Origin of the sequence: Microbacterium ureisolvens, assembly GCF_015278315.1 — a bacterium.
Taxonomy (GTDB): Bacteria; Actinomycetota; Actinomycetes; order Actinomycetales; family Microbacteriaceae; genus Microbacterium; species Microbacterium ureisolvens.
On record NZ_JADIJE010000016.1, the window covers coordinates 37,017 to 62,770 of the forward strand.

Here is a 25,754-nt window from a genome sequence, read left to right on the forward strand (position 1 = left end):
CTCGACGGATGACGGCGCCCGCGTCAGTGGACGGGGTCGGGCACGCGGGACTCGGCGGTCAGCGCGCCGGCTTCGCGAAGAACCTCGAGGACCGTGTCGTGATTGTTGAAGGCGTAGAGATGGATGCCGGGGGCACCGCCTTCGGCGACCTCCCGCGCGAGGCGGGCCGCGTGCGCGATCCCCACGTCGCGCTGGCCCTCCGCCGTCGATTCGAGGTCGAGAGCGAGCGCGAGGTCGGCGGGGTGCTGCTCGCCCGTGAGCTCGAGGACGCGTCGCAGCCGCGCGGGCGACGTGATCGGCATGATCCCGGGCAGGATCGGGATGGTGACGCCGGCCTCCCGGGATCGCTGCACGAATGCGAGGTAGTCGTCGGCGTGGAAGAACAGCTGCGTGATCGCGAGGGTGGCGCCGGCGGCCTGCTTGGCCAGCAGCGCGTCGATGTCTTCGAAAGGGCGACGGGAGCGCGGGTGGCCGTTCGGGAACGCCGCCACCGCGATGTCGACGCCGGGGCGCTTCTCGACGCGCACTGCGCCGGGCACTCCGGGCACGGGCGTCTCCGCATACGGCGCGCGCTCGGCCTGGACGCGGTCGATGAGCTGCACGAGCTCGGCCGCGCTCGCGAGGTCGCCCAGGAACGCGTCGTCCTCCGAGGCGCCGGCCGGCGGGTCGCCGCGCAGCGCGAGGAAGCTGGTGATGCCGGCATCCAGGAACTCCCGGATGAGGCTGTTCGCGCCGGCGTAGGTGTTCCCGACGCACGTGAGGTGGGCGAGCGGCTCGACGTGCGTCTCGCGGAGGATGTGCGTCAGCAGCTCGAGCGACCGGCCGCCGGTCGACCCGCCGGCGCCGTAGGTCACCGAGATGAAGCGAGGGTCGACCGAGGCCAGATGACGGATCGTCTCATGCAGCGCGGCGAACCCCGCGTCGGAGCGGGGCGGGTACACCTCGAAGGAGATCGGCACGGGAGGAGTGCTCAGGTCGATCGACATGGGCCTGCTTCTCAGGATCGGCGGACAGGGCTGAGCCGAACGGGAAGGCCCGGGCGGCCGCGGCACCTCACTCCGCCGGGCCTCTGTCGAGCGCCTGGCGGCGGGGGTGTCATCGCGGGCGGGTGCCGGGCTCGGCTGTCGCTCCTGCCCGGTGCCCCGAGGTTCGGGGCGTCCGTGAGGACGACCGGGCGACGATGCGTCCACGGTAGCGGAGGGAATCGACACGATGCGGCCTGTGACGTTCTGTTTCGTCGGTCGTGCGCGACCGCTTCGTCGTAGCGTGGTGTGCGTGACGACCCCCGACGTGCTCCCCTACGGCAGCTGGCCCTCCCCTATCTCGGCCGCGGAGGTCTCCGCGGCCTCGCCGCGGCTCGAAGGAGCCCGCTTCGTCGGGACGGGGCGCGACCCCGAGGTGTGGTGGGGCGAGTCGGTCCCCGAAGAGGCCGGGCGGTCCGCGGTGCGCCGGCGAGCGGCATCCGGCGACGTCGTCGACGTCCTGCGCTCCCCGTGGAGCGCGCGCTCTCGCGTGCACGAGTACGGCGGCGGCTCGTGGACCGCCGACGACGACGGCACGCTGTACTTCGTCGAGAAGGCCGACCAGCGCGTGTGGCGGCAGGCGCCCGACGGCGATCCGCACCCGCTCACCCGCGACGCGGGCGATGTCCGCTACGGCGGGCTGACCCTCCAGCACGGCCGATTGCTGGCGGTGCGCGAGGACCACACGCGCGGACGTGCGCCGGTGCGCGACATCGTCGAGATCCCCCTGGACGGTTCCGGGGCCGAGCGCCCCACACGACTCCCCTCGCTCGCCGGCGGCAGCGACTTCGTGGCTCACCCCGCGCTGTCGCCGAGCGGCACGCGCCTGGCCTGGGTCGCGTGGAACCACCCCCACATGGCGTGGGATCGCGCTGAGCTGCGCGTGGCGCGCCTGGACGGAGCCGAGTGGACGACCGCGGCCGGCGGAGAGTCGTCGCCGCTGCAGCCGGTCTGGACGGACGACGACGACCTCGTCTACTCCGACGACCCGACCGGGCGGTGGAACCTGTGGCGGCTGAGGCTCACCGCCGACCTGCGCCACGAGCCCCTCGCCGCCGTGAACGCCGACACCGGCGGCCCGCTGTGGGTGCTGGGCACGCGCTGGTTCACCGCGCTGGAGGACGGCCGCATCGTCGCGGTGCGCACCGACGGCTCGGACCAGCTCGTCGTGCTCGATGACGGTGCGTCGCGCCCGGTGGCGGTCGACGCAGTCACCCGCCTGTCGATCGAAGACGCCCGCGGCACCCGGGTGCTCCTCTCGGGCGCCGGCTCCGGCGGCGCCGGCCTCTGGGAGGTGGACGTCGACGATGAGGCGACGACCCGCCTGATCGTGGGCGGCGCGACCCCGTGGGGCGGGGAGTGGATGCCGCGGTCACGGGCGGTGACCTTCGCCGGGCCGCACGGACCGGTGCACGCCTTCGACTACCCTCCGACGAATCCGCGGGCGGCGGGTCCGGATGGCGAGCAGCCGCCCTACGTCGTGTTCGTGCACGGCGGCCCCACCGATCACGTCGGAGGCGCGGCATCCGGCAAGATCGCCTATCTCACCAGCCGCGGCATCGGAGTGCTCGACGTCAACTACGGCGGCTCGAGCGGGTACGGACGCGCGTACCGTGAGCGCCTCCTCGGGCAGTGGGGCGTCGTCGACGTCGACGACGTCGTGGCCGCGGCGCGCGGTCTCGCCGCCTCGGGCGCCGCCGACCCGAAGCGGCTCGCGATCGCCGGCGGCTCGGCCGGAGGCTGGACGGTGCTGTGCGCCCTCACGAACTCGGACGCCTTCGGCGCGGGGATCAGCCGTTACGGCGTGGCGGACCTTCGGCGCTTGGCCGAAGACACCCACGACTTCGAGGCGCGGTACCTCGACGGCATGGTCGGACCGCTCCCGGAGGCGGAGGCGGTGTATACAGAGCGGTCGCCCCTTTCGCACCTGGATCGCCTGCGGACACCGCTGCTCATCGAGCAGGGGCTCGACGACCGCGTCGTCCCGCCGTCGCAGTCAGAGGCCGTCCGCGATGCGCTGGCGGAGAACGGTGTGCCCCACGCCTACCTCGCGTTCGAGGGCGAGGGCCATGGCTTCCGCGGCGCGGAGACGCTCGTGCGCACGATGGAGGCAGAGCTCGCGTTCCTGGGGCAGATCTTCGGGTTCGAGACGCCCGGCGTGCCGCCCCTCGAGCTCGACTGAGCGCGAGGGACGGCGAAGCCGGGTCTCAGACGGTGAACGGGGACAGCCGTGCCGCCAGGTGCTCGCCGACCCGCGCGTGCACCGCGGTGCCGCCCTCCTCGTGCTCCTGCGACAGGATCATGCCCTGCTCGTGGATCGCCGACACCAGGTCGCCCCGGTCGTACGGCACGAGAGCGCGCACCTCCACCGCGGGAAGCGGCAGCGCCGCCTCGATCGCGGCACGCAGCTCTTCGACGCCCTCGCCGGTGCGCGACGAGGCGAAGATCGCCTTCGGCTCGAGGCCGCGCAGCACCAGACGGGTGTCGTCGTCCACGAGGTCGGCCTTGTTGAAGACCACCAGCTCGGGAAGGTCGCGGGCGCCCACGTCGCCGATCACATCGCGCACCGTGGCCAGCTGAGCGGCCGGGTCGGGGTGCGAGCCGTCCACGACGTGCAGGATGACGTCGGCCTCGCCGACCTCCTCGAGCGTCGAGCGGAACGCCTCCACGAGCTGATGGGGCAGGTTCCGCACGAAGCCGACGGTGTCGGTCAGGGTGTAGACGCGGCCGTCGGCCGTCTCGGTGCGCCGGACCGTGGCGTCCAGGGTCGCGAACAGCGCGTTCTCGACGAGCACGCCGGCACTCGTGAGCCGGTTGAGCAGCGACGACTTGCCGGCGTTGGTGTAGCCGGCGATCGCGACCGACGGGATCGTGTTGCGCTTGCGTTCGGCGCGCTTGGCATCGCGCGCCGGTGCGAAGTCGCGGATCTGACGCCGCAGCTGCGCCATGCGGGTGCGGATGCGGCGACGATCGAGCTCGATCTTCGTCTCACCGGGACCGCGCGAGCCCATGCCCGCGCCGCCGGCGCCCACCTGGCCACCGGCCTGACGGCTCATCGACTCACCCCACCCGCGCAGGCGCGGGAGCAGGTACTCGAGCTGCGCCAGCTCCACCTGGGCCTTGCCCTCGCGGCTCTTGGCGTGCTGGCTGAAGATGTCGAGGATGACGGTCGTGCGGTCGATGACCTTGACCTTGACCACATCCTCGAGGGCGCGACGCTGGCTCGGCGCGAGCTCGGTGTCGGCGATCACCGTGTCGGCGCCGACCGCGGCGACGATGTCGCGCAGCTCCTCCGCCTTGCCGCGGCCCACGTAGGTCGCGGGGTCGGGGTGCGGGCGTCGCTGCAGCACGCCGTCGAGGACGACGGCGCCGGCGGTCTCGGCCAGCGCAGAGAGCTCGCGCAGCGAGTTCTCGGCGTCCTCCGTCTCGCCCTGTGCGTGCACACCGACCAGCACCACGTTCTCGAGGCGCAGCTGCCGGTACTCGACCTCGGTGACGTCTTCGAGCTCGGTAGAGAGCCCGGGCACGCGGCGCAGCGCGGCACGCTCCTCGCGGTCCCACTGCTCGCCGTCGGTGTCGGCGAGCCCGATGGTGGCCTCGTCCTGGAGCGCCTGGGCGGCTCCGAAGACGTGCACCCCCGAGCGCGCTTCGGCGCGCGCCAGCACGCGATCCACCGGGTCGACCGGCGTCTCGTCGGTGCTCTGGGGGGTTGTCGTATCCGTCATAAGTTCCTTCGTTGATCGGTGGATGCCGTTTCCGCCGTTCACCTGGCGGTTCGAGGCATCCGTGAATTCTAGTGTCGCTCAACCGGGCCCTGACCCAAACCCCGATCGCTGACCCGCTCCCCCTGAGACCGGCGCCTCCGCTAGGCTCGTCCCCCATGGGGAGCGATCACTATTTCAGTGCCGCGCCCGCAAGTCCCGAGAACCTGCGCCGCATCCGCGTCAGGTTGGCCGGACGCGAACTCGAGGTCACGACTGCCGGGGGAGTCTTCAGTCCTGACCACGTGGACTCGGGGACCGCGGTGCTGCTGTCGAACACTCCCCCGCCGCCGGCCGGGGGTCACTTCCTCGACCTCGGCTGCGGGTGGGGGCCGATCGCGCTGAGTCTTGCGCTCGATGCGCCTCGCGCGACCGTGTGGGCGGTCGACGTGAACGAGCGGGCGCTCGATCTCGTCCGCCGCAACGCCGCCGACCTCGGTCTCGAGAATGTCAACGCGGTGACCCCCGACGATGTTCCCGACGACGTGATGTTCCGCACGATCCGGTCGAATCCCCCGATCCGCGTCGGCAAGAACGAGCTGCACGGGCTGCTGGAGCGCTGGATCCCACGACTGGACGAGCGGGCGGATGCCTGGCTCGTGGTGCAGCGCAACCTCGGGTCCGACTCGCTGCAGCGGTGGCTCGCCGCGACGCTCGACCGTCGCTTCAGCGTGCACCGCGCTGCCACCGCCCGCGGCTTCCGCGTGCTGAAGGTGCGCCGGCACGGCTCGCCGCCGAGCGAGCCCATCGACCTGCCCGAGCTCTGATGCTGGTGCGGCGCCGCGTCGTGCGCGTCAGGCGAGCGTGACCTCGCCGGTGTAGACCAGGGTCGCCGGGCCGGAGAGCAGCACGTGGCGCTCACCGTCGACCTCCGGCATCCGCACGCCCAGCGTGCCGCCGGGCACGTCAACCACCCAGTGGTCCGGGGCCGCGGGACCGGCCCAGTGCCGCACGGCGAGTGCGGCTGCGGCGACACCGGTGCCGCAGCTCAGCGTCTCGCCGACCCCCCGCTCGAACACGCGCATGCGGATCGACCCGACGCCCTCGCGCACGAGCGGGTCGCTCGGCACCACGAACTCGATGTTCGCGCCGTGCGGCGGCTCGGGCTGCAGGAGCGGCTGGGCCGCGAGATCCAGCTCCTCGAGCTCGGTCTCATCGGGCAGGGCCACCACGACGTGCGGGTTGCCGACGTCGATGCCGACGCCCGGGCGGGGCGCTCCCCCGCCGCGCGTGCGGACGAGCACCTCCGACTCGTCCACGGTGAACGGGCCGAGGTCGACCTCGTACCCCTTCTCTCCGAGCGTGCCGTCGCTGCGGGTGACTGTCTTGACGCCCGCGCGCGTGCCGATCGCGAGAGGGGCGCCGTCGACGTGGGCCCAGCCGACGTCGACGAGGTAGCGCACGAACACCCGCACGCCGTTGCCGCACATCTCGGCCTTCGAGCCGTCGGCGTTGCGGTAGTCCATGAACCACTCCGCTCCCGACGCGGCGGCCTCGGCGCCCTCGGGGATCGCGGCGGCCCGCACCACGCGCAGGATCCCGTCGCCGCCGATGCCGAAGCGGCGGTCGCACAGCACGGCGACCTGGTCGTCGGTGAGGTCGAGCGTTCCGTCGGGGTCGGGGACGATCACGAAGTCGTTGCCGGTGCCGTGGCCCTTGGTGAACGCGATCGTCTGCGGCATCGTCCCAGTCTAGGGTCGCGGGGCGTCGCACCCGGCCGCGCTCAGTCGGCGATCAGCCGCTTGCCGGTGTTCCACGTCTCGAACGGCTCATAGCCCAGCGAATCGTAGAAGCCGCGGGCGACGCCGTTCTCGGGCCGCACCATCAGCTGCACCTTCGGGCAGCCCATGGCCAGGAGGCGCTCCTCGGCCTCGGCGACGAGCTTGCGGCCGATCCCCTCGCCGCGCCGGTCGGGTGCGCTCGCGAGGTAGTAGAGCCAGCCGCGGTGGCCGTCGTAGCCGGCCATGACGGACCCGACGACCAGGCGCTCGTCGACGGCCACGAGGAACAGCTCCGGCTGCACCGAGAGCTTTCGGCTGATGTCCTGGTAGGGGTTGTTCCAGGGTCGCGTGAGTCCTGCGGTCTGCCAGAGCGACACGACGGACTCGGTGTCGGCGAGGTCGAAGGGCCGGACGACGATGCTCATGCGCTCGAGTCTGCCAGGGCCGCGGCATCCGTTCCGGGCTCGACCCACCGCACGTCGTCGTACCGCTTGAACCACGACACCTGCCGACGCGCATACCGGCGCGTGAGAGCCTGGGTCTCGGCGATCGCCTCGGCCTCGGTCATCTCGCCCGTCAGCTGCGCCAGCGCCTGGGCGTAGCCGATGGCGCGGCGGGCGGTGACACCCCGCTCGAGGCCCTGCTCGCGGAGGGCTCGCACCTCGTCGATGATCCCGTCGCGCCACATCGCCTCGACCCGCGCGTCCAGCCGCCCGACCAGCTGCTCTCGAGGCACCGTCACGCCGATGACGCGCGTGTCGCCGTGCCAGAGGACCGGCTCGTCGGGAAGGGCCGCGCCGTGCGTGCGCTCACCGAGCTCGAGCACCTCGAGCGCGCGCACGATGCGTCGCCCGTTGCGCGGATCGACCTTCGCCGCCGTCGCCGGATCGAGTTCGCGCAGGCGCGCGTACAGCGCGCCGGGACCATGCTCGTCGAGCTCGGCCTCGAGGCGCGTGCGCAGCTGTTCGTCGCGCGGCGGAAAGCGGAAATCGAACAGCACGCTCGACACGTACAGCCCCGATCCGCCCACGAGGACGGCGTCGGCGCCGCGCTGGTGGATCTCGCCGATCGCTTGGCGCGCGGCGTCCTGATACCAGGCCACGGCCGCGTCGTCGGTGACGTCCAGCACGTCGAGAAGATGATGACGGATGCCGCGCCGCTCGTCCTGCGGGAGCTTGGCTGTGCCGATGTCCATGCCCCGGTAGAGCTGCATGGCGTCCGCATTGACGATCTCGGCGGGACGCCCGGCCGCGGCCAGCGCCTCGGCGAGGTCGAGGGAGAGCGCCGTCTTGCCGGTGCCGGTGGCGCCGACGACGGCCCACAGCCGTCGCGGGGTCATCGACCGTCCGTCCGTCTGCGCGAGGTCGTCCACCGCCCGGTCAGACGCCGATGCGCAGCGTCGGCAGTCCGAGCGACACCGCGCGCGGGGCGCCCGTCTCGCCGGCGGGTGCCGGGATGCCGCACGACTCCGCCTGCGACCGATCCCACGCGTCGCCCGAGCGGGTGCGGCGGATGCGCAGCGGGGCGCCGTCGGCCGAGTCGGCGAGGAGGTGGAACGGAGCGGCGTGCGTCACGACGACCGAGACCACGTCGCCCGGACGCGGGACGTCGGAGCCCGCGGGCACCTCGAAGTGCACGAGCCGGTTGTCTTCGGCGCGGCCGGTGAGACGGTGGGTCTCGGCGTCCTTCTTGCCCTCGCCCGTCGACACCAGCACCTGCAGCTCGCGCCCCAGCTGCTTCTGGTTCTCTTCGAGGGAGATGCGCTCCTGCAGGGCGACGAGACGCTCGTAGCGCTCCTGCACGACTTCCTTGGGCACCTGGTCGGGCATGGTCGCCGCCGGGGTGCCCTCGCGGATCGAGTACTGGAACGTGAACGCGCTCGCGAACCGCGCCTGCTCGACGACGCGCATCGTGTCTTCGAAGTCCTCGTCGGTCTCGCCGGGGAAGCCGACGATGATGTCGGTCGAGATCGCCGCGTTCGGGATCTTGGCGCGGACGCGGTCGAGGATGCCGAGGAACCGCTCGCTGCGGTACGACCGGCGCATCGCCTTGAGGATGCGGTCGCTGCCCGACTGCAGCGGCATGTGGAGCTGCGGCATGACGGCCGGCGTCTCGGCCATCGCGTCGATCACGTCGTCGGTGAAGGCGGCGGGGTGAGGGCTCGTGAAGCGGATGCGCTCGAGGCCCTCGATCTCTCCGGCCGCGCGCAGCAGCTTGCCGAACGCCTGGCGGTCGCCGAACTCGACGCCGTAGGAGTTGACGTTCTGGCCGAGGAGGGTGACCTCCATCGCGCCGTCGTCGACGAGAAGGCGGATCTCGTTCAGGATGTCGCCGGGACGACGGTCCTTCTCCTTGCCGCGGAGGCTCGGAACGATGCAGAAGGTGCAGGTGTTGTTGCAGCCGACCGAGATGGAGACCCAGCCGCTGTAGACGCTGTCGCGCTTGGTCGGCAGCGTCGAGGGGAAGATCTCGAGCGACTCGAGGATCTCGAGCTCGGCCTCGCCGTTGTGGCGCGCGCGCTCGAGCAGGCTCGGCAGCGACCCCATGTTGTGGGTGCCGAACACCACGTCGACCCACGGCGCCTTCTGCTGCACCGCGTCCTTGTCCATCTGGGCGAGGCATCCGCCGACGGCGATCTGCATGCCCTCGTGCTTGTCCTTGCGCGACTTGAGATGACCGAGGGTGCCGTAGAGCTTGCCCGCCGCATTGTCGCGCACGGCGCACGTGTTGATGACCACGACATCCGCCTCTTCGCCCGCGTCGGCGCGGACGTAGCCGGCGCTCTCGAGCGAGCCGGAGAGGCGCTCGGAGTCGTGCACGTTCATCTGGCAGCCGAACGTGCGCACCTCGTAGGTGCGGACCCGGCCGTCGACATCATGCGCGGCCGGCGACGGCGCGATGAGAGTCGGGGATGCGGAAGGCGAAGACATGATTCCGCCATTCTACGAGCCGCGGGCATGCGCGGAGCCTGGGCGCCGCCGCATGCTCCGCCGGAAACGGCGTGGGGTTGCGATGAGCCGCCTGGTCGTAGGGTCGCGGTCCGTCAGGTGCGCGTCGGGGTGGTCGAGGATTCGAGGAACCGCAGCGCCTTCTCGATGTTCGCACGGGCTCCCTGCTCGTACCCGGCCACCCACTCGCCCTCGTACCCGCGCATCGTCGGCTCGGTGGCGAGGATCAGCGAGAAGTACAGGCGCGAGAGCTGAAGCCGCGTCTCGCCCGTCGGGCTCGCCAGCTCGCGGGCGAGCATTCCGCCCGCCTCGGCATCGCCAGCGAGCAGGGCAGGGTCGGGTGCGCCCGTGCCGAACTGGTCGGCTCCGACCAGTTCATGGAGCGGATCGCCCCACAGGGTGCGCTCCGTGTCGATGATGCCCACGATGTCGAGGGTGTCGGGATCGACGAAGATGTTCCCCGCCCACAGGTCGGTGTGGACCACCGCCGGTCGCTGCACGCTCTCGAGGGCCGGCGCGTGCGCCGCCAGCGCGGCTCGGACCCGGTCCGCCGGAAGCCCGACGTTCCAGCGGCGTGCGTCGTCGAGCACCGCGTCGACCATCAGCGCGAAGGCGTCCTTCCATGTGCCGGCGGTGAGGCCCGCCGCATCCGCCGGATAGCCGAACGACGGCGCCGGCACACGGTGGAGGCGAGCCATGACCGCGCCGAGGTTGCGCCTCACCGTGGCGGCCTGGGCGTCATCGAGCTCGAGTCCGAGCCACGGCACTCCGGGGAGGTGCTCGGCGACGACGAGGTCGGCGTCGATGAGCCTGCGGCTGAAGTCCGTGTGGAGGACCCGCGGCACCGGCACGCCGCTCCCCTCGAGCATGCGGTAGGTCAGCGCCTCGGTGCCGAGCAGCCCGCGCTCGTACGTCGAGAGGCGGGCGGTGTCGGCACCGACGATCTTGGCCACCGCACGTCGGCCGTCGTCGAAGTGCAGGCGGAACGCCGTCGCGAACATGCCGCCCGTGAGCAGCTCGGCGGAAACAACGTTTCCCACCGGAGCCACGAGGTCGGTCAGCAGCTCTTGGTCGACGGTGAACTTCGTGAGCACCCGATCACCCTAGCGGCGCCGCCGTCGACCGCGAGGCGAGCCGACTGCAGCCACGCGCACACCGCTCGCGTCCGCCGCGAGGGACCTACTCGAACCGCACCCGGCCCGACGGACGTCCGGCCTCGTCCAGCGCCTGTCTCGCGGCGTTGAGGGCGGACGAGCCGCCGTAGCCGCGGCGGGCGAGCTGACCTGCGAGGCGCCGGAGCGCGACGTCGCGTTCGAGTCCTCGCATGGACGCGGCTTTGGACCGCGCGAACTCGAGGGCGCGTTCCGCGTCGTCGTCGGGCAGCTCCGCGAGCGCCGCGTCGGCGATGTCGCGCGGCACACCGCGCTTCGCCAGGCTCTGCGCGATGGCCTGCCGCCCCTGCCCCTTGCGGTCGACACCCGCGTGCACGACCTGCTCCGCGAGCCGGGCGTCGTCCAGGTAGCCGCGCGCGAGGAACGCGTCGACGATCGCTGCGACGGCGTCGCCGTCGAGATCGTGCTGGCCGAGGTAGGTCTTGGCCTCTGAGACCGAGAGCTGGCGGGCTCGCAGCTTCTTGAGCAGGCCTCGCTCGGCCGCCTCCTCCGAGCCGGCGGCCTCGCGGCTGTCCGGGCGATCCGCGATTGCTGCGCGATCCCCGGTGGTTGCGCGATCTCGGCGGTCTGCGCGATCTCGGCGGTCTGCGCGAGTGGCGCGCGAGCGTCCTCTGCCGGCACGCTCGGCGTCGAGATCGATCGGCCGCGCGGCGGGGACGGCGGCGGAGGCCGCCGGTTTCCAGCCCGCTTCTTCCGAGCGAGAGCCCTCGCCCGCGTCGGGCTCGTCCTCCCACTCGGTCCGCCACTGCGCGGCTGCCGGCGTCGGCGGCGTCCGGGCAGACGGCGGTGCGGAGGCCGCTCCACGATGAGAGGGCACACGCGCCTCGAGCTCTTGGCGGACGTCGGCCGCCGTCTTGGCGTACGCCTTCGCGCCCCGATCGCCGAAGAGCGAGGTCACGGGGGCGAGTCCGTCGCCTCTGACGTCGGACTCGTCCCCGCTGTCGACGAAGCGGACCATCAGGCCGGGCGGCGCGCCGCCAGCTCGTCTCCGACGGAGCCTTCGACGGCGCCGCGCGGCACGCCGATGCCGAGCTTGGTCTTGATCTTCGACTCGATCTCGGCGGCGACGTCCTCGTTCTTGAGGAGGAAGTTGCGCGCGTTCTCCTTGCCCTGGCCGAGCTGCTCGCCCTCATACGTGTACCAGGCGCCAGACTTCTTGACGATGGCGTGCTCGACGCCGAAGTCGATCAGGCTGCCTTCGCGCGAGATGCCGACGCCGTACAGGATGTCGAACTCTGCCTGCTTGAACGGCGGCGCCATCTTGTTCTTGACGACCTTGACGCGTGTGCGGTTTCCGACCGCCTCGGCGCCGTCCTTCAGCGTCTCGATGCGGCGGATGTCGAGGCGCACCGACGCGTAGAACTTCAGCGCCTTGCCGCCCGCGGTGGTCTCGGGCGAGCCGAAGAACACGCCGATCTTCTCGCGCAACTGGTTGATGAAGATCATCGTGGTGTTGGTCTGGTTGAGACCACCGGTGAGCTTGCGGAGCGCCTGCGACATGAGGCGCGCCTGCAGACCGACGTGCGAGTCGCCCATCTCGCCCTCGATCTCGGCCTTGGGCACGAGCGCGGCCACGGAGTCGATGACGACGAGGTCGATCGCCCCGGAGCGCACCAGCATGTCGGCGATCTCGAGCGCCTGCTCACCGGTGTCGGGCTGCGACACGAGCAGCTGGTCGATGTCGACGCCCAGCTTCTGTGCGTAGTCGGGATCGAGCGCGTGCTCCGCATCGATGAACGCCGCGATGCCGCCGGCGCGCTGCACGTTGGCGATCGCGTGGAGGGTCAGCGTCGTCTTACCCGACGACTCCGGCCCGTAGATCTCGATGATGCGGCCTCGCGGGAGTCCGCCGATGCCGAGGGCGACATCGAGGGCGATCGAGCCGGTGGGCACGACCTCGACCGGTGCGCGCTCGTCGCTGCCGAGGCGCATCACCGAACCCTTGCCGAACTGCCGGTCGATCTGGGCGAGGGCCGATTCCAGGGCCTTCTCGCGGTCAACGGGTGATGGCATGACGTGCTCCTTCGTGCTCGCGTTCCGTCGCCTGTAGGCTGTCGCGCTCCGGCCCGGTGGGACGGATGCTGCGACAAGGCGTGAGGTGTCGTTCGACGCTGTTCACGTTAGGGAGGGGCTCCGACATCGGTCTTCGCTCCTTCCCCGAACGTGGAAAACACGTCCTCGACACCTGCTGTGCAGGAGCCTACGCCTGTCTCGAACGAAGATTCGATGAGACACGCCGCGAAGCGATGCCGACTGGTTCCCCGGCAGGCGAGGATCGAGCCGCATCGAAGACGACCACATGCGCGAAGCGGCGCCCGAAGATGCAGGACTCAGCGACGCCGGGGTTCGAGCCGGCCTACGCCGTAGCGGCGCTCGGCCGGCACGTCGAGCTCCTCGCACAGGGCCAGCCAGACCTCGCGCGGGTCCACTCCTGCCGCAATCGCGTCCGCCGCGGTGCGGCCGCCGACCTTCGTGAGGAACAGGTCCGTCACGACAGCGTTCGCGCGCGCACCGAACTCATCCGCGACAGCGCGATTGAACTCACTGCGACGCATACGGGAACGGGACCCAGAGCTTTCGTGAAGCGACTCGGGTTCAGCGCAGCGACAGCTCGGCGTCGACCGAGGCCACCAGGTCGTCGGGGACGACATCGGGGAAGGTCTGCAGGCCCTCGAGCACCGAGATGCGATCGCCGACCTCACGCATGATCGTGGAGATGGGGACGTCCAGTGCTTCGGCCACCGAGGCGAGGATCTCGCTCGAAGCCTCCTTCTGGCCGCGCTCCACCTCGCTCAGGTAGCCCAGCGCGACGCTCGCGCGGCTGGCGACCTGCCGGAGGGTGCGTCCCTTCTGCTGGCGGAAATCACGAAGCACTTCGCCGATTTCTTGACGTACCAGGATCATCGGGGCCCCTCCTTACTTCTGATTCCACCGTCTTCCGGGTGCCCAACAGTACAGCACCGGATGATGCCAATCTAATCCCGCGAACTGGGCAATGGGTGGGAATCACCGAATGTAACCGAGACGAAACACCGTCTGTTCCCGTCGAAGGACAGGATCACGGATGCCTCACAGCAGGGTGAGCGCGAGCTCGAGCACCCTCTCCACAGTGCTGGTGCGGATGTCGTCCCGTGTTCCCGAGAGCGACAGCGCCGACACCACGGCGGTCTCCGGCGTCGCGACGGCGATGTACACGGTGCCGACCGGGTTGCCGTCCTGCGGATCCGGGCCTGCCACCCCCGTGGTGGCCAGCCCGACGTCGGCGCGGAGCACGCGCCGCACGCCCTGGGCCATCTGCTCGACGACCGTCGGATCCACGGCGCCGCGGGCGGCGAGCAGGTCGGCCTCGACGCCCAGTGCCGAGGACTTCAGGTCGGTGGCGTACGCGACGATGCCTCCGCGCACGTGCGCGGAGGCGCCGGGGACGTCCACGAGCGCGGCCGTCAGGCGCCCGCCCGTGAGCGACTCGGCCGCCGCCACCGACCAGCCGCGGACGTCCAGCGCCCGCAGCACCGCGGCGGCGTCGCTCACGCGCTCTTCCGCTTGGCGCGGGCCGCGCGCAGCTCGGTGACGATGTAGTCGATGCCGCTCAGGATCGTCAGGATCACGGCGATGGTCATCAGCACGCCGTTGACCCAGAAGATCCAGTCGCCGACGAGCGTCCACAGCGGCAGGAGCGCGATCGAGAGCGCCACACCCTGCGCGAGCGTCTTCAGCTTGCCCATCCACGCCGCCGCGAGCACGTGGTCGCTCACGACCATGAAGCGGTAGACGGTGATGCCGATCTCCCGGACGAGGACCACGACGGTCACCCACCACGGCAGCTCACCCAGGATCGACAGCCCTATGAAGGCGAAGCCGGTGAGCACCTTGTCGGCGATGGGGTCGAGGAGCTTGCCGAGATCGGTGACGATGTGGTGCTTGCGGGCGAGGTAGCCGTCGATGCCGTCGGTGGCGATGGCCACGATGAACAGCGCCGCCGCCCACCACCGCAGTGCGCCGTCTGCTCCCCCGTCGGCCAGGAGCATCCACAGGAAGACGGGGGCGCACAGGATGCGCACGATCGTGATCGTGTTGGGCAGCTGCCGCGGGATCGCCATGGCCCCGAGCCTATCTGCGCGGGTCGGATCGGGTGGACGCACGGACGAAGCAGGCGTCGTCAATCGCGGCCGGTGAGCCCCCAGGCGTCCTCGGAACCCTCGTCGGCGTCCTCCACGGGGTAGCCGTCGTACTGCGAGGCGACCGCATCCGGCCCGTACCGGTCGTCGGCGGTCGCGGCCGGCGCGGCCGCAGCGGGCGCGGCAGGAGCGGCGGGGGCCTCGTCGGGCACGTCCTCGCCGCGCAGGCGGGCCAGCACGCCCGGGAGCTGCTCCACGGTGACCAGCACGTCGCGGGCCTTCGAGCCCTCGGACGGACCGACGATCTCGCGCGACTCGAGAAGGTCCATGAGCCGGCCCGCCTTCGCGAAGCCCACGCGCAGCTTGCGCTGCAGCATGGACGTCGATCCGAACTGGCTCGACACCACGAGCTCGGCGGCCGCCAGCAGCAGTTCGAGGTCGTCTCCGATGTCGGCGTCGATCTCCTTCTTCTCGGCGACCGCGGCCACGTCGGCGCGGTACTCGGGCCGCGCCTGGTGGGTGACGTGCTTGACGACCGCCTCGATCTCGCTCTCGCTGACCCATGCCCCCTGCACGCGGAGCGCCTTGGACGCCCCCATCGGCAGGAAGAGGCCGTCTCCCTGGCCGATCAGGCGGTCGGCGCCGGGCTGGTCGAGGATGACGCGCGAGTCGGTGACGCTGGTCACGGCGAACGCGAGACGAGACGGAACGTTGGCCTTGATGAGACCGGTCACCACGTCCACGGACGGGCGCTGCGTCGCGAGCACGAGGTGGATGCCGCTGGCGCGCGCGAGCTGCGTGATGCGCACGATCGAGTCCTCGACGTCGCGGGGGGCGACCATCATCAGGTCTGCGAGCTCGTCGACGACGACGAGGAGGTAGGGGTAGGGCTTGAGCACCCGCTCGCTGCCCGGCGGCAGTGTGATCTCGCCCGCGACGACGGCCTTGTTGAAGTCGTCGATGTGACGGAAGCCGAAGGAGGCGAGGTCGTCGTACCTCATGTCCATCTCCTTCACGACCCACTGCAGCGCCTCGGCGGCCTTCTTGGGGTTCGTGATGATGGGCGTGATGAGGTGGGGAACACCGGCGTAGGAGGTCAGCTCCACGCGCTTGGGGTCGATGAGCACCATCCGCACGTCGGCGGGCTTGGCGCGCATCAGCAGGCTGGTGATCATCGAGTTCACGAAGCTCGACTTGCCCGAGCCGGTGGAGCCGGCGACCAGCAGGTGGGGCATCTTCGCGAGGTTGGCGACGACATACCCGCCGCCGACGTCTTTGCCGACGCCGATCGTCATGGGGTGGGTCTGGTTCGTCGCCGTGCTCGAGCGCAGCACGTCGCCGAGCGTCACGATCTCGCGGTCGGTGTTGGGGATCTCGACGCCGATCGCGCTCTTGCCGGGGATCGGCGCCAGGATCCGGACCTCGTTGGAGGCCACCGCGTACGCGATGTTGTTCGTGAGCGCCGTGATGCGCTCCACCTTGACGCCGGGGCCGAGCTCGATCTCGTACTGCGTCACGGTCGGTCCGCGCGAGAAGCCCGTCACGCGGGCGTCGACGTTGAACTGCTCGAGCACGCTCGTGATGGCGCGCACTGTGTCGTCGTTCGCCTGGGAGCGCGCGACGTGCGGCGTACCCGCGGCGAGGGAGTTGACCGAGGGAAGCCGGTACGGAGCCGCAGGCGAGTCCACCGCGGTCATCGACCCGATGCCGTCCAGCCCGGGAAGCGTGCCGTCGTCTTCGATGACCTCTGCGTCGTCGCGCAGCGAGGTGCGCGACGAGGTCGCGGCCTTCGCCGCCGACAGCACGGCGGGGTCGATCACCTCGGTGAGGGCGTCCGTCGCGACGGGAGGCGGGGTCATCGGCTGCGCGATCGCCTGGTCGAAGCCGCCCTGCGACGATCCGGCCGGCAGAAGCTCGGTGAGGTCCTGAGACCCGATGCCGCCCTCGGGGTCCTTCTCGCGGCCCGTCTTGTTGCGGCGCCAGAACGGCAGGGACGAGTCGCCCTCGTCGTCGTCGGAGGCGGCGGCCGCGGCATCCGTCTTCGGCTTCTCTTCCCGCGGCTCGGCGCCGAACAGCCAGGCGTACAGTTCGCCCAGGCGGCGCCCGATGCGGTTCGGGGGCGTCTTCGTGACGATCAGGATGCTGAGCGCCGCCAGCAGCGACAGCACGATGTAGGCGCCCACGTCGGTGAGGAGCATGGCCAGCGGCTCGCCGAGCATCCAGCCGAAGAGCCCGCCCGCTTCGCTCAGCGCGGGCAGCCCTTCGCTCGGCTGCGGACGGCCCCCGGCGACGTGGCAGAAGCCGGCGATCGTCACGACGAGCAGTCCGAACCCGATGCCGACCCGCCCGTTGTCGTGAACGGATGACGGATGCCGGAACATCCAGCCCGCGAGCAGCAGCAGGAGCACCGGCATGACGAAGGCCTCACGCCCGATGAGCATTCCGACCGTGTAGGCGCTGATGGTCTTGGCGACCTCGTTGCCGATGAAGAACCACTCGTTGACGGCGCCGGCGACGGCCAGCAGCACCAGCAGGAAGGGGAAGCCGTCGCGCCGCTGCTCCTTCTCGAGCGTCTCCGGCCCGAAGGCGCGGAAGAGCCCGCCGGTGGCGTGCGCGAGTCCCATCCACGCGCGGACGATGACGGGCGGCCGTTCCGGCTCGTTGACGTAGCGCTTGGGCGCGGGGGCGGGCTTCGTGGCCGCGGGCTTGCGCGCCGTCGACGACGACGCGTTCCCGCGCGCGTTCGTCGACGCGCTCGAAGACGCGCGCGACCCCTTGGTCGGGCTTGAGCTCCTGGCCATCCCTCCACGCTACGGCGAGCGCCCGACATTTCCGCGGAACCACGCCGCCCGCGGGCCCGACACGCGGGCGCGTGATCCGTCGCGGCACGAGCGGCGGAGGCGGGACGGATGCCTCAGCGCAGGCGCTTGACCATGGTGTCGCGGCCCGCTCCGCTCTGGGTGACCGCGAAGCCCTCGCTGCGGTACAGGGTCGCGGCGAAGTTGCCGCGCTCGACGCTCAGGCTGATGCGCGCGAACCCCTGGGCGGCCGCGTGCTCGCACAGTCGCTGCAGCAGCGCCCGACCGACGCCGTGGGCCCGCCAGATCGGGCGGACGCCGATGATGAGCTCGGGCACCCCGGTCCCCACGTAGGCGAAGCCCGGGTCGCTGCGCGGCAGCATGCGGTACCACGCGGCCCCCACCGGCTCGCCGTTCGCGTCCTCGGCGATGAAGCCCGCGTCGCCCGGCCGCAGCCAGCCCGCCACGTAGCGCCCGTGCTCGGCGCCGGCGATCACCTCATGGCGCGGCCGTGCGCCGCCCTGCCGCCAGTTGGCGGCCTCGACGACCATGTCGCCGAGGAACGCGCCGTCGGCGGACGTCGCGGGGCGGATGCGGAACGAAGGGACCACGACGCCGATCGTACGGGTGGCGTGTTACAGATCCGTGTCCGGCCCGACCGCGATTTCGCTACGCCTCGATCACCAGCGGCACGATCATCGGGCGGCGGCGCAGCGACTGGTTGACCCAGCGGCCGATCGTGCGGCGCACGACCTGCGACAGCGCGTGCTGGTCGCGGACGCCGGACTTCGCCGCCTCGGCGAGGGCCGCCGCGATCTTCGGCTTGACGTCCTCGAACACGGCGTCGTCTTCGGCGAAGCCGCGGGCGTGCACCTCGGGGCCCGAGATGACCTTGCCCGTCGAGGCGTCGACCACGACGATCACGGAGATGAAGCCCTCCTCGCCGAGGATCCGGCGGTCCTTGAGGTCGGCATCCGTGATCTCACCCACTGTCGAGCCGTCCACGTAGACGAAGCCCAGGTCGAGCTGACCGACCACGCCGGCGTCGCCGTCCTTGAGGTCGATCACCGTGCCGTTCTCGGCGAGGATCGTGCGCTCGGGATGGATGCCGGTGTCCTGCGCGAGGCGGGCGTTGGCCATGAGGTGCCGGTACTCGCCGTGGACCGGGAGCACGTTGCGCGGCTTGAGGATGTTGTAGCAGTACAGCAGCTCGCCCGCGGCGGCGTGCCCCGAGACGTGCACCTTGGCGTTGCCCTTGTGCACGACGTTGGCGCCGAGCTTGGTGAGGCCGTCGATCACGCGGTACACGGCGTTCTCGTTGCCGGGGATGAGGCTCGAGGCGAGGATCACGGTGTCGCCCGGGCCCGGCTCGATGGCGTGGTCGAGGTTCGCCATGCGGCTGAGCACAGCCATCGGCTCGCCCTGCGACCCGGTCGACATGTAGACGATCTGATCGTCAGGCAGGTCGCGCGCCTTCTTGTAGTCGATGAGGACGCCCTCGGGCACATGGAGATAGCCGAGCTCCTCGGCGATCGTCATGTTGCGCAGCATGCTGCGTCCGAGGAGCGCGACGCGACGGCCGTGGGCGGCCGCGGCATCGAGCACCTGCTGCACGCGGTGGACGTGGCTGGAGAAGCTCGCGACGATGACCCGGCGCGGCGCTTTGCCGATCACCTGGTCGAGCACCGGCCCGATGGACCGCTCCAGCGGCGTGAAGCCGGGAACGTCCGCGTTGGTCGAATCCACGAGGAAGAGGTCGACGCCCTCCTCCCCCAGTCGCGAGAACGCGCGGAGGTCGGTCAGCCGGCCGTCCAGCGGCAGCTGATCCATCTTGAAGTCGCCGGTGGCGAGCACGAGGCCCGCCGGCGTGCGGATCGCCACGGCCAGCGCGTCGGGGATCGAGTGGTTGACCGCGACGAACTCCAGCTCGAACGGCCCGAGGTTCTCCTTCTGGCCCTCTGCCACCGTGAGGCTGTACGGCTTGATGCGGTGCTCTTTGAGCTTCGCCTCGGTCAGCGCGAGCGTCAGCCCCGATCCGATGATCGGGATGTCGCTCTTGAGCTTCAGCAGGTACGGCACCGCGCCGATGTGGTCCTCGTGGCCGTGCGTGAGCACGACGCCCACGATGTCGTCGAGCCGCTTCTTGATGGGCTCGAAGTCGGGCAGGATCAGGTCGACGCCCGGCTGGTGCTCCTCGGGGAAGAGCACGCCGCAGTCGACGACCAGGAGCTTGCCCCCGTACTCGAAGACCGTCATGTTGCGGCCGACCTCGCCGAGGCCGCCGAGCGGGATGACCCGGAGGGTTCCTGCGGGGAGCTCGGGCGGATCGTAGGGGGTGGTGGGCATTGCGAAGCCTCCTCCGGGCGCCGCAGCGCCCGTCATCTGCGTGCCGCGCCCCACAGGCGACGGCACGATCGTCATCTCGTGGTGCCCGACACCTTCGGCAGCGCGCCTCCTGCGGCGGCGTTGCGATCGGGACGGAAGTTCGAGAAATCGGCGCCGGGGACGTCCTTCACCAGGGCGAGCTCGTCCTCGATCTTCGCGGCCTCCCACTCCTCCGGGCCCACCAGCGGCAGGCGCACGCGCGGGCTGCCGATCCGGCCGAGCCCGTGGAGGATGTACTTCGCCGACACGGTGCCGGGCACGTGGGTCATGACGGCGCGCACGAGCGGCTCGAGCTGCATGTGCGCGGCCGTGGCCGCCTTCAGGTCTCCGCGGTTGACGGCGTCGACGATCACTCGGTACGGCTGCGCGGCGATGTTCGCCGTCACGCCGATGAGTCCGGTGGCGCCGATGGCGAGGTGCGGGAGCACATTCGCGTCGTCGCCCGAGAAGTACATCAGGTCGGTCTGGTTCAGCACGCGGCTGACCTCGCTGAAGTCGCCCTTGGCGTCCTTGATCGCGAGGATGTTCGGGTGCTTGGCCAGCCGCAGGATCGTCTCGTAGCGGATGGGCACACCGGTGCGACCGGGGATGTCGTAGAGGATCACCGGCAGATCCGTGGCGTCGGCGACGAGCCGGAAGTGCGTCAGGATACCGGCCTGCGTGGGCTTGTTGTAGTAGGGCGTGACGATCATGATGGCGTCGGCGCCGACCTTCTCGCTGGCCTTGTAGAGCTCGATCGCGTGCGCGGTCTCGTTGGAGCCGCCGCCCGTGATGATGCTCGCCCGCCCGGCCGCGACATCTTTTCCTACCTCGACCAGGCGGATCTTCTCCGCGTCGGTGAGGGTCGACGTCTCACCCGTGGTGCCGGTCACGACGATGCCGTCGGCTCCCGCGGTGATGACGTCGTCGATGTGCTTCTCGACAGCGGGCCAGTCGACCTCGCCGTCGGCCGTCATGGGGGTGACGAGCGCGACGAGCACCTGTCCGAATGGGTTGCCCGTATGCGTCATGACTTCAGGTTATCGGGCTGCCGAGACCGCCGCGTGCGGCACCGGCTCCCGCGGCACGCGCTCTACCGCCCGCGCTCGCCGATCCGGGCGGCCAGCGCGGGCGGCGCGAAGCGCGCAAGGGTGACCAGCACCTTGTACTTGAGCGACGGGATGGACACCGCGGCGCCACGCGCGACGTCCCGCAGCGACTCCGCGACGACGTCCCGCGCGTCGAGCCACATCCCGTCGGGCACGCCCTCCTGCCCCGGGGCGAGGCCCAGCCGCTCGTGGAAGTTGGTGTGCGTGTATCCCGGGCACACCGCCGTCACCGTCACGCCGCGGGGCGCGTAGCGACCGTTCGCCCAGCGGCTGAAGCTCACGAGCCAGCCCTTGCACGCGCCGTACGTGGAGCGCGGGATGAACGCCGCGACCGAGGCCACGTTGACGATCCGGCCATGCCCGCGCGCGAGCATCGCCCCGAGCGCCGCGTGCGTCAGGCGCATCGGCACCTCGACGTGCAGCTCCAGGTGCCGCACCTCGTCGTCGATGTCGTTGCGCTCGAAGGCCAGCGGCAGGCCGAAACCGGCGTTGTTGACGAGGATCTCGACCGGATTCGCCTCGTCGGCCACCCGCGCCTCCACCCGCTCCCGCTGCCGGCGCTTGAGGAGGTCGGCGGCCAGCACCTCGACGTCGACCCCGTAGGTCGCCCGCAGGCGGGCGGCGAGATGCTCCAGCTCCTGCCGGTCGCGGGCGACCAGCACCAGGTGCGCGCCCTTGGCGGCGAGCTGCCGCGCGTACTCCGCCCCGAGTCCGGAGCTCGCCCCGGTGATGAGTGCCGTCTTCGCCATGCGCGCCAGCATATTGCGGCGCCGGGTCAGTCCGTGCGCGGCGGGGCCAGTCTGAGGAAGCGGTAGCGGATGCCGGTCCGCGAGGTGTGCCAGCCGTCCGCCGGGTCGACCTCCATCGTGCGCCACTCCGAACGATCCGGGGCCAGCGTGTCGCCGTCCACCGCGACGTCGAGCTCCGTGACCTCGAGCAGATCCGCCCGCGCGATGGACTCCTGGAAGAGCTGCCCTCCGCCGATCACCCAGATGCGCTCGGGGTCGCCCTCTGCGGCCAGGGCGAGGCCCGCCTCGAGCGAGCCGACACGCTCGGCTCCGGCATCCGTCCAGTCCTGCTGCCGGGTGACAACGATGTTGCGGCGCCCCGGCAGCGGGCGGAAGCGGGCGGGGAACGACTCCCAGGTGCGCCGGCCCATCACCACCGGCGCGCCGAGGGTGACTGCCTTGAAGTGGGCGAGGTCCTCGGGCACGTACCAGGGCATCCCCCCGTCGGCTCCGATGATGCGGTCGCGCGCCTCTGCCCATACGAGGCCGATCGGGACGGATCCCCCGGACGGGGTCATACCGCGACCGCGCCGCGGATCGCCGGATGGTGCTGGTAGTCCTCCAGCACGAAGTCCTCGTAGCGGTAGTCGAAGATCGACTCCGGCTTCCGCGCGATCTGCAGCGTCGGGTAGGGATACGGCTCGCGCGTGAGCTGCTCGCGCACCTGCTCGAGGTGGTTGTCGTAGATGTGGCAGTCGCCGCCGGTCCACACGAAGTCGCCGGGCTCGAGCCCCGCCTGCTGCGCCACCATCAGCGTGAGCAGCGCGTATGAGGCGATGTTGAACGGAACACCGAGGAAGAGGTCGGCGCTGCGCTGGTACAGCTGGCACGACAGCTTGCCGTCGGCGACGTAGAACTGGAACATCGCGTGGCACGGCGCCAGCGCCATGTCGGGGATGTCGGCGGGGTTCCACGCCGACACGATCAGCCGGCGGGAGTCCGGGTTCGCGCGGATCTGATCGAGCACCAGCGCGATCTGATCGATGTGCTCGCCCGACGGAGTCGGCCAGGAGCGCCACTGCACGCCGTACACGGGTCCGAGCTCGCCGGCGGCATCGGCCCACTCGTCCCAGATCGTGACGCCGTTCTCCTGCAGCCAGGCGACGTTCGACTCGCCGCGCAGGAACCACAGCAGCTCGTACGCGATCGACTTGAAGTGCACGCGCTTGGTCGTGATGAGCGGGAACCCCTGCGAGAGGTCGAAGCGGATCTGACGCCCGAAGGCGCTCGTGGTGCCGGTGCCGGTGCGGTCGTCCTTGTGCGTGCCGTGCTCGAGCACGTCGCGAAGCAGGTCCTCGTAGGGGGTCGGGATCGACGTCGTCACGGCTGCCACGATACCCGCGCCCGCCCCGGTGCGGCCGTGCCCGCGCCGCGGCGGCGCGAGCCGGCTGTGTGACGCCGGACGCGTCATATCGGCGAATCCGCCCTGTATTCAGCTGAAAGGGGTTACCCTGTTCTGCTGTGACTCTCGTCGGCGCACTGATCGCCCTCGCCGCGCTCCTCGCGGCGACGGTGGCACTCGGTGTCTTCCTCAACTGGAAGCAGTCGCAGGCGCGCCGCGACGTGACGCACGAGGTCATCGAGCCGCACCGTCTCGGCGCAGACGGACTGGGCGAGGTGGCGACGCTGCTGCAGTTCAGCACCGAGCTGTGCGCCCGCTGCCCCGGCGTGCACCGCACGCTCTCGGCGATCGCCGACGACCACCCGGGAGTCCGTCACCTCGACGTCGATCTCACCCACCGGCCCGACATCGCCAAGCACTTCCACGTGCTGCAGACCCCCACGACCCTCGTCCTCGACCGCCACGGCGTCGTGCAGACGCGGTTCGGCGGTGCGCCCGGCCGCGACGTGCTGGAGCTCGAACTCAACCGGCTGACCGCGGAGGACGCGAGTGTCTGACCGCGGGACGGATGCCGGGACCCCGCGCGGCATCGATCCCCGCGGTCCGCGGTTCGCGGCGGGCATCACGGCGCTGCTGCTGCTGATCGTCGTGTTCCTGGGGCTCACCGGGCTCTCGACGGCGAAGCTCATGCAGCCGACCCTCTTCCCGCTGGTCGGCGGAGAGGGGATCGACTTCATCTTCGTCGGCGGGAGCGAGCCGTGGCTCATCACGTACGCGACGGTGCTGCAGCGCTTACTCGACCCCGCCTTCCTGCTTCTCCTGGCCACCGCGCTGCTGTTCCTGTGGGGCGTGCTCTCCCCCCGCACGGCGCCCTGGGCCGTGCTGTACCGCAGGGTGGTCGCACCGCGACTGTCGCCTCCCGACGAGCTCGAGGACCCGCGCCCGCCGCGCTTCGCGCAGGGCGTCGGCCTGTTCGTGGTGACGATCGGCCTGGTGCTGCACGTCGCCGGCGTGCCGTGGGCGCTCACCATCGCCGCTGCGGCGGCCTTCGTCGCCGCGTTCCTCAACGCCGTGTTCGGCCTGTGCCTGGGCTGCCAGCTCTATCTGCTGCTGCAGCGCGCGGGCATCGTCGGCCGCGCCCGCCCGGCCGCGGCCTGACACGACGCAGGTCGCGGCGCAACCGTCGCGGCGCGGCATCCGTCCCGATTAGGCTGACCGCGAGACGCCCCGAACGCGGGTGCGCCATGAGCGAGGAGGCCTCCATGACCGTCACGAGCGAAGCAACCACGGCCTGGAAGGGCGGACTGTTCGACGGGTCGGGCGAGACGACGTTCGTGTCGTCGGGGCTCGGCACGTTCCCGGTCAACTGGAAGGCGCGCAGCGAAGGCTCCACGTCGGTCACGACCCCGGAAGAGCTCATCGCCGCCGCCCACGCGTCGTGCTTCAGCATGGCCTTCTCGCTCGCGCTCGCCGAGAACGGCACCCCGCCGGAGTCGATCGACACCACCGCGTCGGTGACGTTCAAGCCGGGCACCGGCATCACCGGCAGCCACCTCAACGTCAACGCCGTCGTGCCGGGCCTGGAGCCCGAGGACTTCGAGCGCCTCGCGCAGGAGGCGAAGGCCGGCTGCCCCGTGTCGCAGGCGCTCGCGGGTGTCGAGATCACGCTCGAGGCCACGCTTGCCTGAGAGACTCACCCCCGGTGACGGCGGTCGCAGGATCGTCGTCGCCGGGGCGTCCGGACTCATCGGGGGCGCGCTCGTCGACAGCCTCCGCGCCGACGGCGTGGAGGTGACGACGCTCGTGCGCCGTCCGCCCGAAGCGCCGCACGAGGTCGAATGGCTGACCTCCGGCGAGCCGCTGGACCCCGCCGTGCTCGAGGGCGCGGAGGCCGTCGTCGGCCTCAACGGTGCGAGCATCGGCCGGTTCCCGTGGACGCCGTCGTACAAGAACACGCTGCTGTGGTCGCGGGTCACCCCCACGCGCGCCCTCGCCCGCGCCGTGCGCGCGCTCGGAACCGATGCCCCGCACCTCGTCTCGGCGTCCGCCGTCGGCTACTACGGCTCCGCGCCGGGAGCCCGGCTCTCGGAGGACGTTCCCCGGGGCGAGTCGTTCCTGGCCGACCTGTGCGGCGAGTGGGAGGCGGCCGCCTTCGGCGCGGGAACGGATGCCGCGGTGAGCGTGCTGCGCACGGCCCCGGTCGTCCACGCCGAGGGGGTGCTCGGGCCCCTGATGCTCCTCACCCGGCTCGGGGTCTCGGGGCCGATCGGCCGCGGCACCCAGGTGTGGCCCTGGATCTCGCTGGACGACGAGGTGCGCGCGATCCGCCACGTGATCGACGCGCGTCTCACGGGCCCGGTCAACCTCTCAGAGCCCACCCGCGCCACCGCCAACGACCTCGGCTTCGCCCTCGCCGTGCGCATGAACCGGCCGTTCCTGCTGCGCGCGCCCGTGTGGGGCATGAAGCTGGTGCTCGGTGCGGACGCGACCGAGGCGATCCTCACATCGGACGCGCACGTGGTGCCCGACGCCCTGAGCGCGTCGGGCTTCGACTTCCGGCACCGGACCGTCGAGGACGCCGTCGCCGCGGCCGTTCCCCCGGCCGGCTGAC

26 protein-coding genes are annotated in these 25,754 nt (G+C 71.2%); 6 read left to right on the forward strand and 20 right to left on the reverse strand.

What is annotated here, in order from left to right:
• Positions 1–23: 23 nt before the first annotated feature.
• Entirely contained in the window at positions 24–986 is a 963-nt protein-coding gene (locus IM767_RS18795) for a methylenetetrahydrofolate reductase (protein ID WP_109211845.1), read from the reverse strand.
• Positions 987–1,275: 289 nt separating this feature from the next.
• On the opposite strand from IM767_RS18795, the gene IM767_RS18800 reads away from it, so the two are divergent.
• Positions 1,276–3,204 (forward strand): S9 family peptidase, encoded by a 1,929-nt coding sequence (locus IM767_RS18800; RefSeq protein ID WP_239453464.1) that lies wholly within the window; start codon positions 1,276–1,278, stop codon positions 3,202–3,204.
• A 25-nt stretch (positions 3,205–3,229) separates the two neighbouring features.
• Here the strand turns inward: IM767_RS18800 and hflX are convergent, their stop codons facing one another.
• Positions 3,230–4,747, reverse strand: coding sequence for a GTPase HflX (gene hflX / locus IM767_RS18805; protein ID WP_109211847.1), 1,518 nt, complete (start codon positions 4,745–4,747; stop codon positions 3,230–3,232).
• A 155-nt stretch (positions 4,748–4,902) separates the two neighbouring features.
• Between hflX and IM767_RS18810 the strand changes: the two genes are divergently transcribed.
• On the forward strand, positions 4,903–5,550 hold the full coding sequence (locus tag IM767_RS18810; RefSeq protein ID WP_109211848.1) for a class I SAM-dependent methyltransferase: 648 nt from the start codon (positions 4,903–4,905) through the stop codon (positions 5,548–5,550).
• 27 nt (positions 5,551–5,577) lie between these two features.
• On the opposite strand, the gene dapF is transcribed toward IM767_RS18810, so the two are convergent.
• The 18 genes from dapF to IM767_RS18900 form a co-directional block, all read right to left on the reverse strand.
• On the reverse strand, positions 5,578–6,465 hold the full coding sequence (gene dapF / locus IM767_RS18815; protein WP_109211849.1) for a diaminopimelate epimerase: 888 nt from the start codon (positions 6,463–6,465) through the stop codon (positions 5,578–5,580).
• Positions 6,466–6,506: 41 nt separating this feature from the next.
• Entirely contained in the window at positions 6,507–6,929 is a 423-nt protein-coding gene (locus IM767_RS18820) for a GNAT family acetyltransferase (RefSeq protein WP_109211850.1), read from the reverse strand.
• A complete protein-coding gene (miaA, locus tag IM767_RS18825; protein WP_109211880.1) occupies positions 6,926–7,843 on the reverse strand; it encodes a tRNA (adenosine(37)-N6)-dimethylallyltransferase MiaA in 918 nt (305 codons plus the stop codon). Before miaA ends, IM767_RS18820 begins: the two co-directional genes overlap by 4 nt.
• A gap of 40 nt (positions 7,844–7,883) precedes the next feature.
• Positions 7,884–9,434, reverse strand: coding sequence for a tRNA (N6-isopentenyl adenosine(37)-C2)-methylthiotransferase MiaB (miaB, locus tag IM767_RS18830; RefSeq protein ID WP_109211851.1), 1,551 nt, complete (start codon positions 9,432–9,434; stop codon positions 7,884–7,886).
• A gap of 113 nt (positions 9,435–9,547) precedes the next feature.
• On the reverse strand, positions 9,548–10,546 hold the full coding sequence (locus tag IM767_RS18835; RefSeq protein WP_239453465.1) for a phosphotransferase family protein: 999 nt from the start codon (positions 10,544–10,546) through the stop codon (positions 9,548–9,550).
• An 85-nt stretch (positions 10,547–10,631) separates the two neighbouring features.
• Positions 10,632–11,582 carry a regulatory protein RecX gene (locus tag IM767_RS18840; RefSeq protein WP_109211852.1) on the reverse strand — a complete coding sequence of 317 codons (951 nt, stop codon included), beginning with the start codon at positions 11,580–11,582 and terminating at the stop codon, positions 10,632–10,634.
• Positions 11,582–12,637 carry a recombinase RecA gene (gene recA, locus IM767_RS18845; RefSeq protein WP_109211853.1) on the reverse strand — a complete coding sequence of 352 codons (1,056 nt, stop codon included), beginning with the start codon at positions 12,635–12,637 and terminating at the stop codon, positions 11,582–11,584. Before recA ends, IM767_RS18840 begins: the two co-directional genes overlap by 1 nt.
• 317 nt (positions 12,638–12,954) lie before the next feature.
• A complete protein-coding gene (locus IM767_RS18850) occupies positions 12,955–13,179 on the reverse strand; it encodes a DUF3046 domain-containing protein (protein WP_109211854.1) in 225 nt (74 codons plus the stop codon).
• Positions 13,180–13,219: 40 nt separating this feature from the next.
• On the reverse strand, positions 13,220–13,528 hold the full coding sequence (locus IM767_RS18855) for a helix-turn-helix domain-containing protein (protein WP_109211855.1): 309 nt from the start codon (positions 13,526–13,528) through the stop codon (positions 13,220–13,222).
• Positions 13,529–13,693: 165 nt separating this feature from the next.
• Positions 13,694–14,155 carry a CinA family protein gene (locus IM767_RS18860; RefSeq protein WP_109211856.1) on the reverse strand — a complete coding sequence of 154 codons (462 nt, stop codon included), beginning with the start codon at positions 14,153–14,155 and terminating at the stop codon, positions 13,694–13,696.
• The gene (gene pgsA / locus IM767_RS18865) at positions 14,152–14,724 is read right to left on the reverse strand and encodes a CDP-diacylglycerol--glycerol-3-phosphate 3-phosphatidyltransferase (protein WP_109211857.1); all 573 of its coding nucleotides are present in this window, start codon (positions 14,722–14,724) and stop codon (positions 14,152–14,154) included. Before pgsA ends, IM767_RS18860 begins: the two co-directional genes overlap by 4 nt.
• A 59-nt stretch (positions 14,725–14,783) precedes the next feature.
• Positions 14,784–17,543 (reverse strand): FtsK/SpoIIIE family DNA translocase, encoded by a 2,760-nt coding sequence (locus IM767_RS18870; protein WP_109211858.1) that lies wholly within the window; start codon positions 17,541–17,543, stop codon positions 14,784–14,786.
• A gap of 113 nt (positions 17,544–17,656) precedes the next feature.
• Positions 17,657–18,151 (reverse strand): GNAT family N-acetyltransferase, encoded by a 495-nt coding sequence (locus tag IM767_RS18875; protein WP_109211859.1) that lies wholly within the window; start codon positions 18,149–18,151, stop codon positions 17,657–17,659.
• Positions 18,152–18,209: 58 nt separating this feature from the next.
• Complete coding sequence (locus IM767_RS18880; protein ID WP_109211882.1) at positions 18,210–19,886, reverse strand: ribonuclease J; 1,677 nt, start codon at positions 19,884–19,886, stop codon at positions 18,210–18,212.
• A gap of 71 nt (positions 19,887–19,957) precedes the next feature.
• Positions 19,958–20,935, reverse strand: coding sequence for a 4-hydroxy-tetrahydrodipicolinate synthase (gene dapA, locus IM767_RS18885; RefSeq protein ID WP_109211860.1), 978 nt, complete (start codon positions 20,933–20,935; stop codon positions 19,958–19,960).
• Positions 20,936–20,997: 62 nt separating this feature from the next.
• Positions 20,998–21,762, reverse strand: a complete 765-nt coding sequence (locus IM767_RS18890) for an SDR family NAD(P)-dependent oxidoreductase (protein WP_109211883.1) — start codon at positions 21,760–21,762, stop codon at positions 20,998–21,000.
• A 26-nt stretch (positions 21,763–21,788) separates the two neighbouring features.
• Positions 21,789–22,319 carry a dihydrofolate reductase gene (locus IM767_RS18895; protein ID WP_109211861.1) on the reverse strand — a complete coding sequence of 177 codons (531 nt, stop codon included), beginning with the start codon at positions 22,317–22,319 and terminating at the stop codon, positions 21,789–21,791.
• The gene (locus IM767_RS18900; protein WP_109211884.1) at positions 22,316–23,125 is read right to left on the reverse strand and encodes a thymidylate synthase; all 810 of its coding nucleotides are present in this window, start codon (positions 23,123–23,125) and stop codon (positions 22,316–22,318) included. Before IM767_RS18900 ends, IM767_RS18895 begins: the two co-directional genes overlap by 4 nt.
• A gap of 137 nt (positions 23,126–23,262) precedes the next feature.
• Here IM767_RS18900 and IM767_RS18905 point away from each other — a divergent pair, with 137 nt between their 5' ends.
• The 4 genes from IM767_RS18905 (at position 23,263) to IM767_RS18920 (ending at position 25,753) form a co-directional block, all read left to right on the forward strand.
• The gene (locus tag IM767_RS18905) at positions 23,263–23,700 is read left to right on the forward strand and encodes a TlpA family protein disulfide reductase (RefSeq protein WP_109211862.1); all 438 of its coding nucleotides are present in this window, start codon (positions 23,263–23,265) and stop codon (positions 23,698–23,700) included.
• Complete coding sequence (locus tag IM767_RS18910; RefSeq protein ID WP_109211863.1) at positions 23,693–24,301, forward strand: DUF4395 domain-containing protein; 609 nt, start codon at positions 23,693–23,695, stop codon at positions 24,299–24,301. The genes IM767_RS18905 and IM767_RS18910 overlap by 8 nt, the downstream gene beginning before the upstream one ends.
• A 104-nt stretch (positions 24,302–24,405) precedes the next feature.
• Positions 24,406–24,831, forward strand: coding sequence for an OsmC family protein (locus IM767_RS18915; RefSeq protein ID WP_109211885.1), 426 nt, complete (start codon positions 24,406–24,408; stop codon positions 24,829–24,831).
• Positions 24,824–25,753, forward strand: a complete 930-nt coding sequence (locus IM767_RS18920) for a TIGR01777 family oxidoreductase (RefSeq protein WP_109211864.1) — start codon at positions 24,824–24,826, stop codon at positions 25,751–25,753. Before IM767_RS18915 ends, IM767_RS18920 begins: the two co-directional genes overlap by 8 nt.
• The last annotated feature ends 1 nt before the right edge of the window (position 25,754 follow it).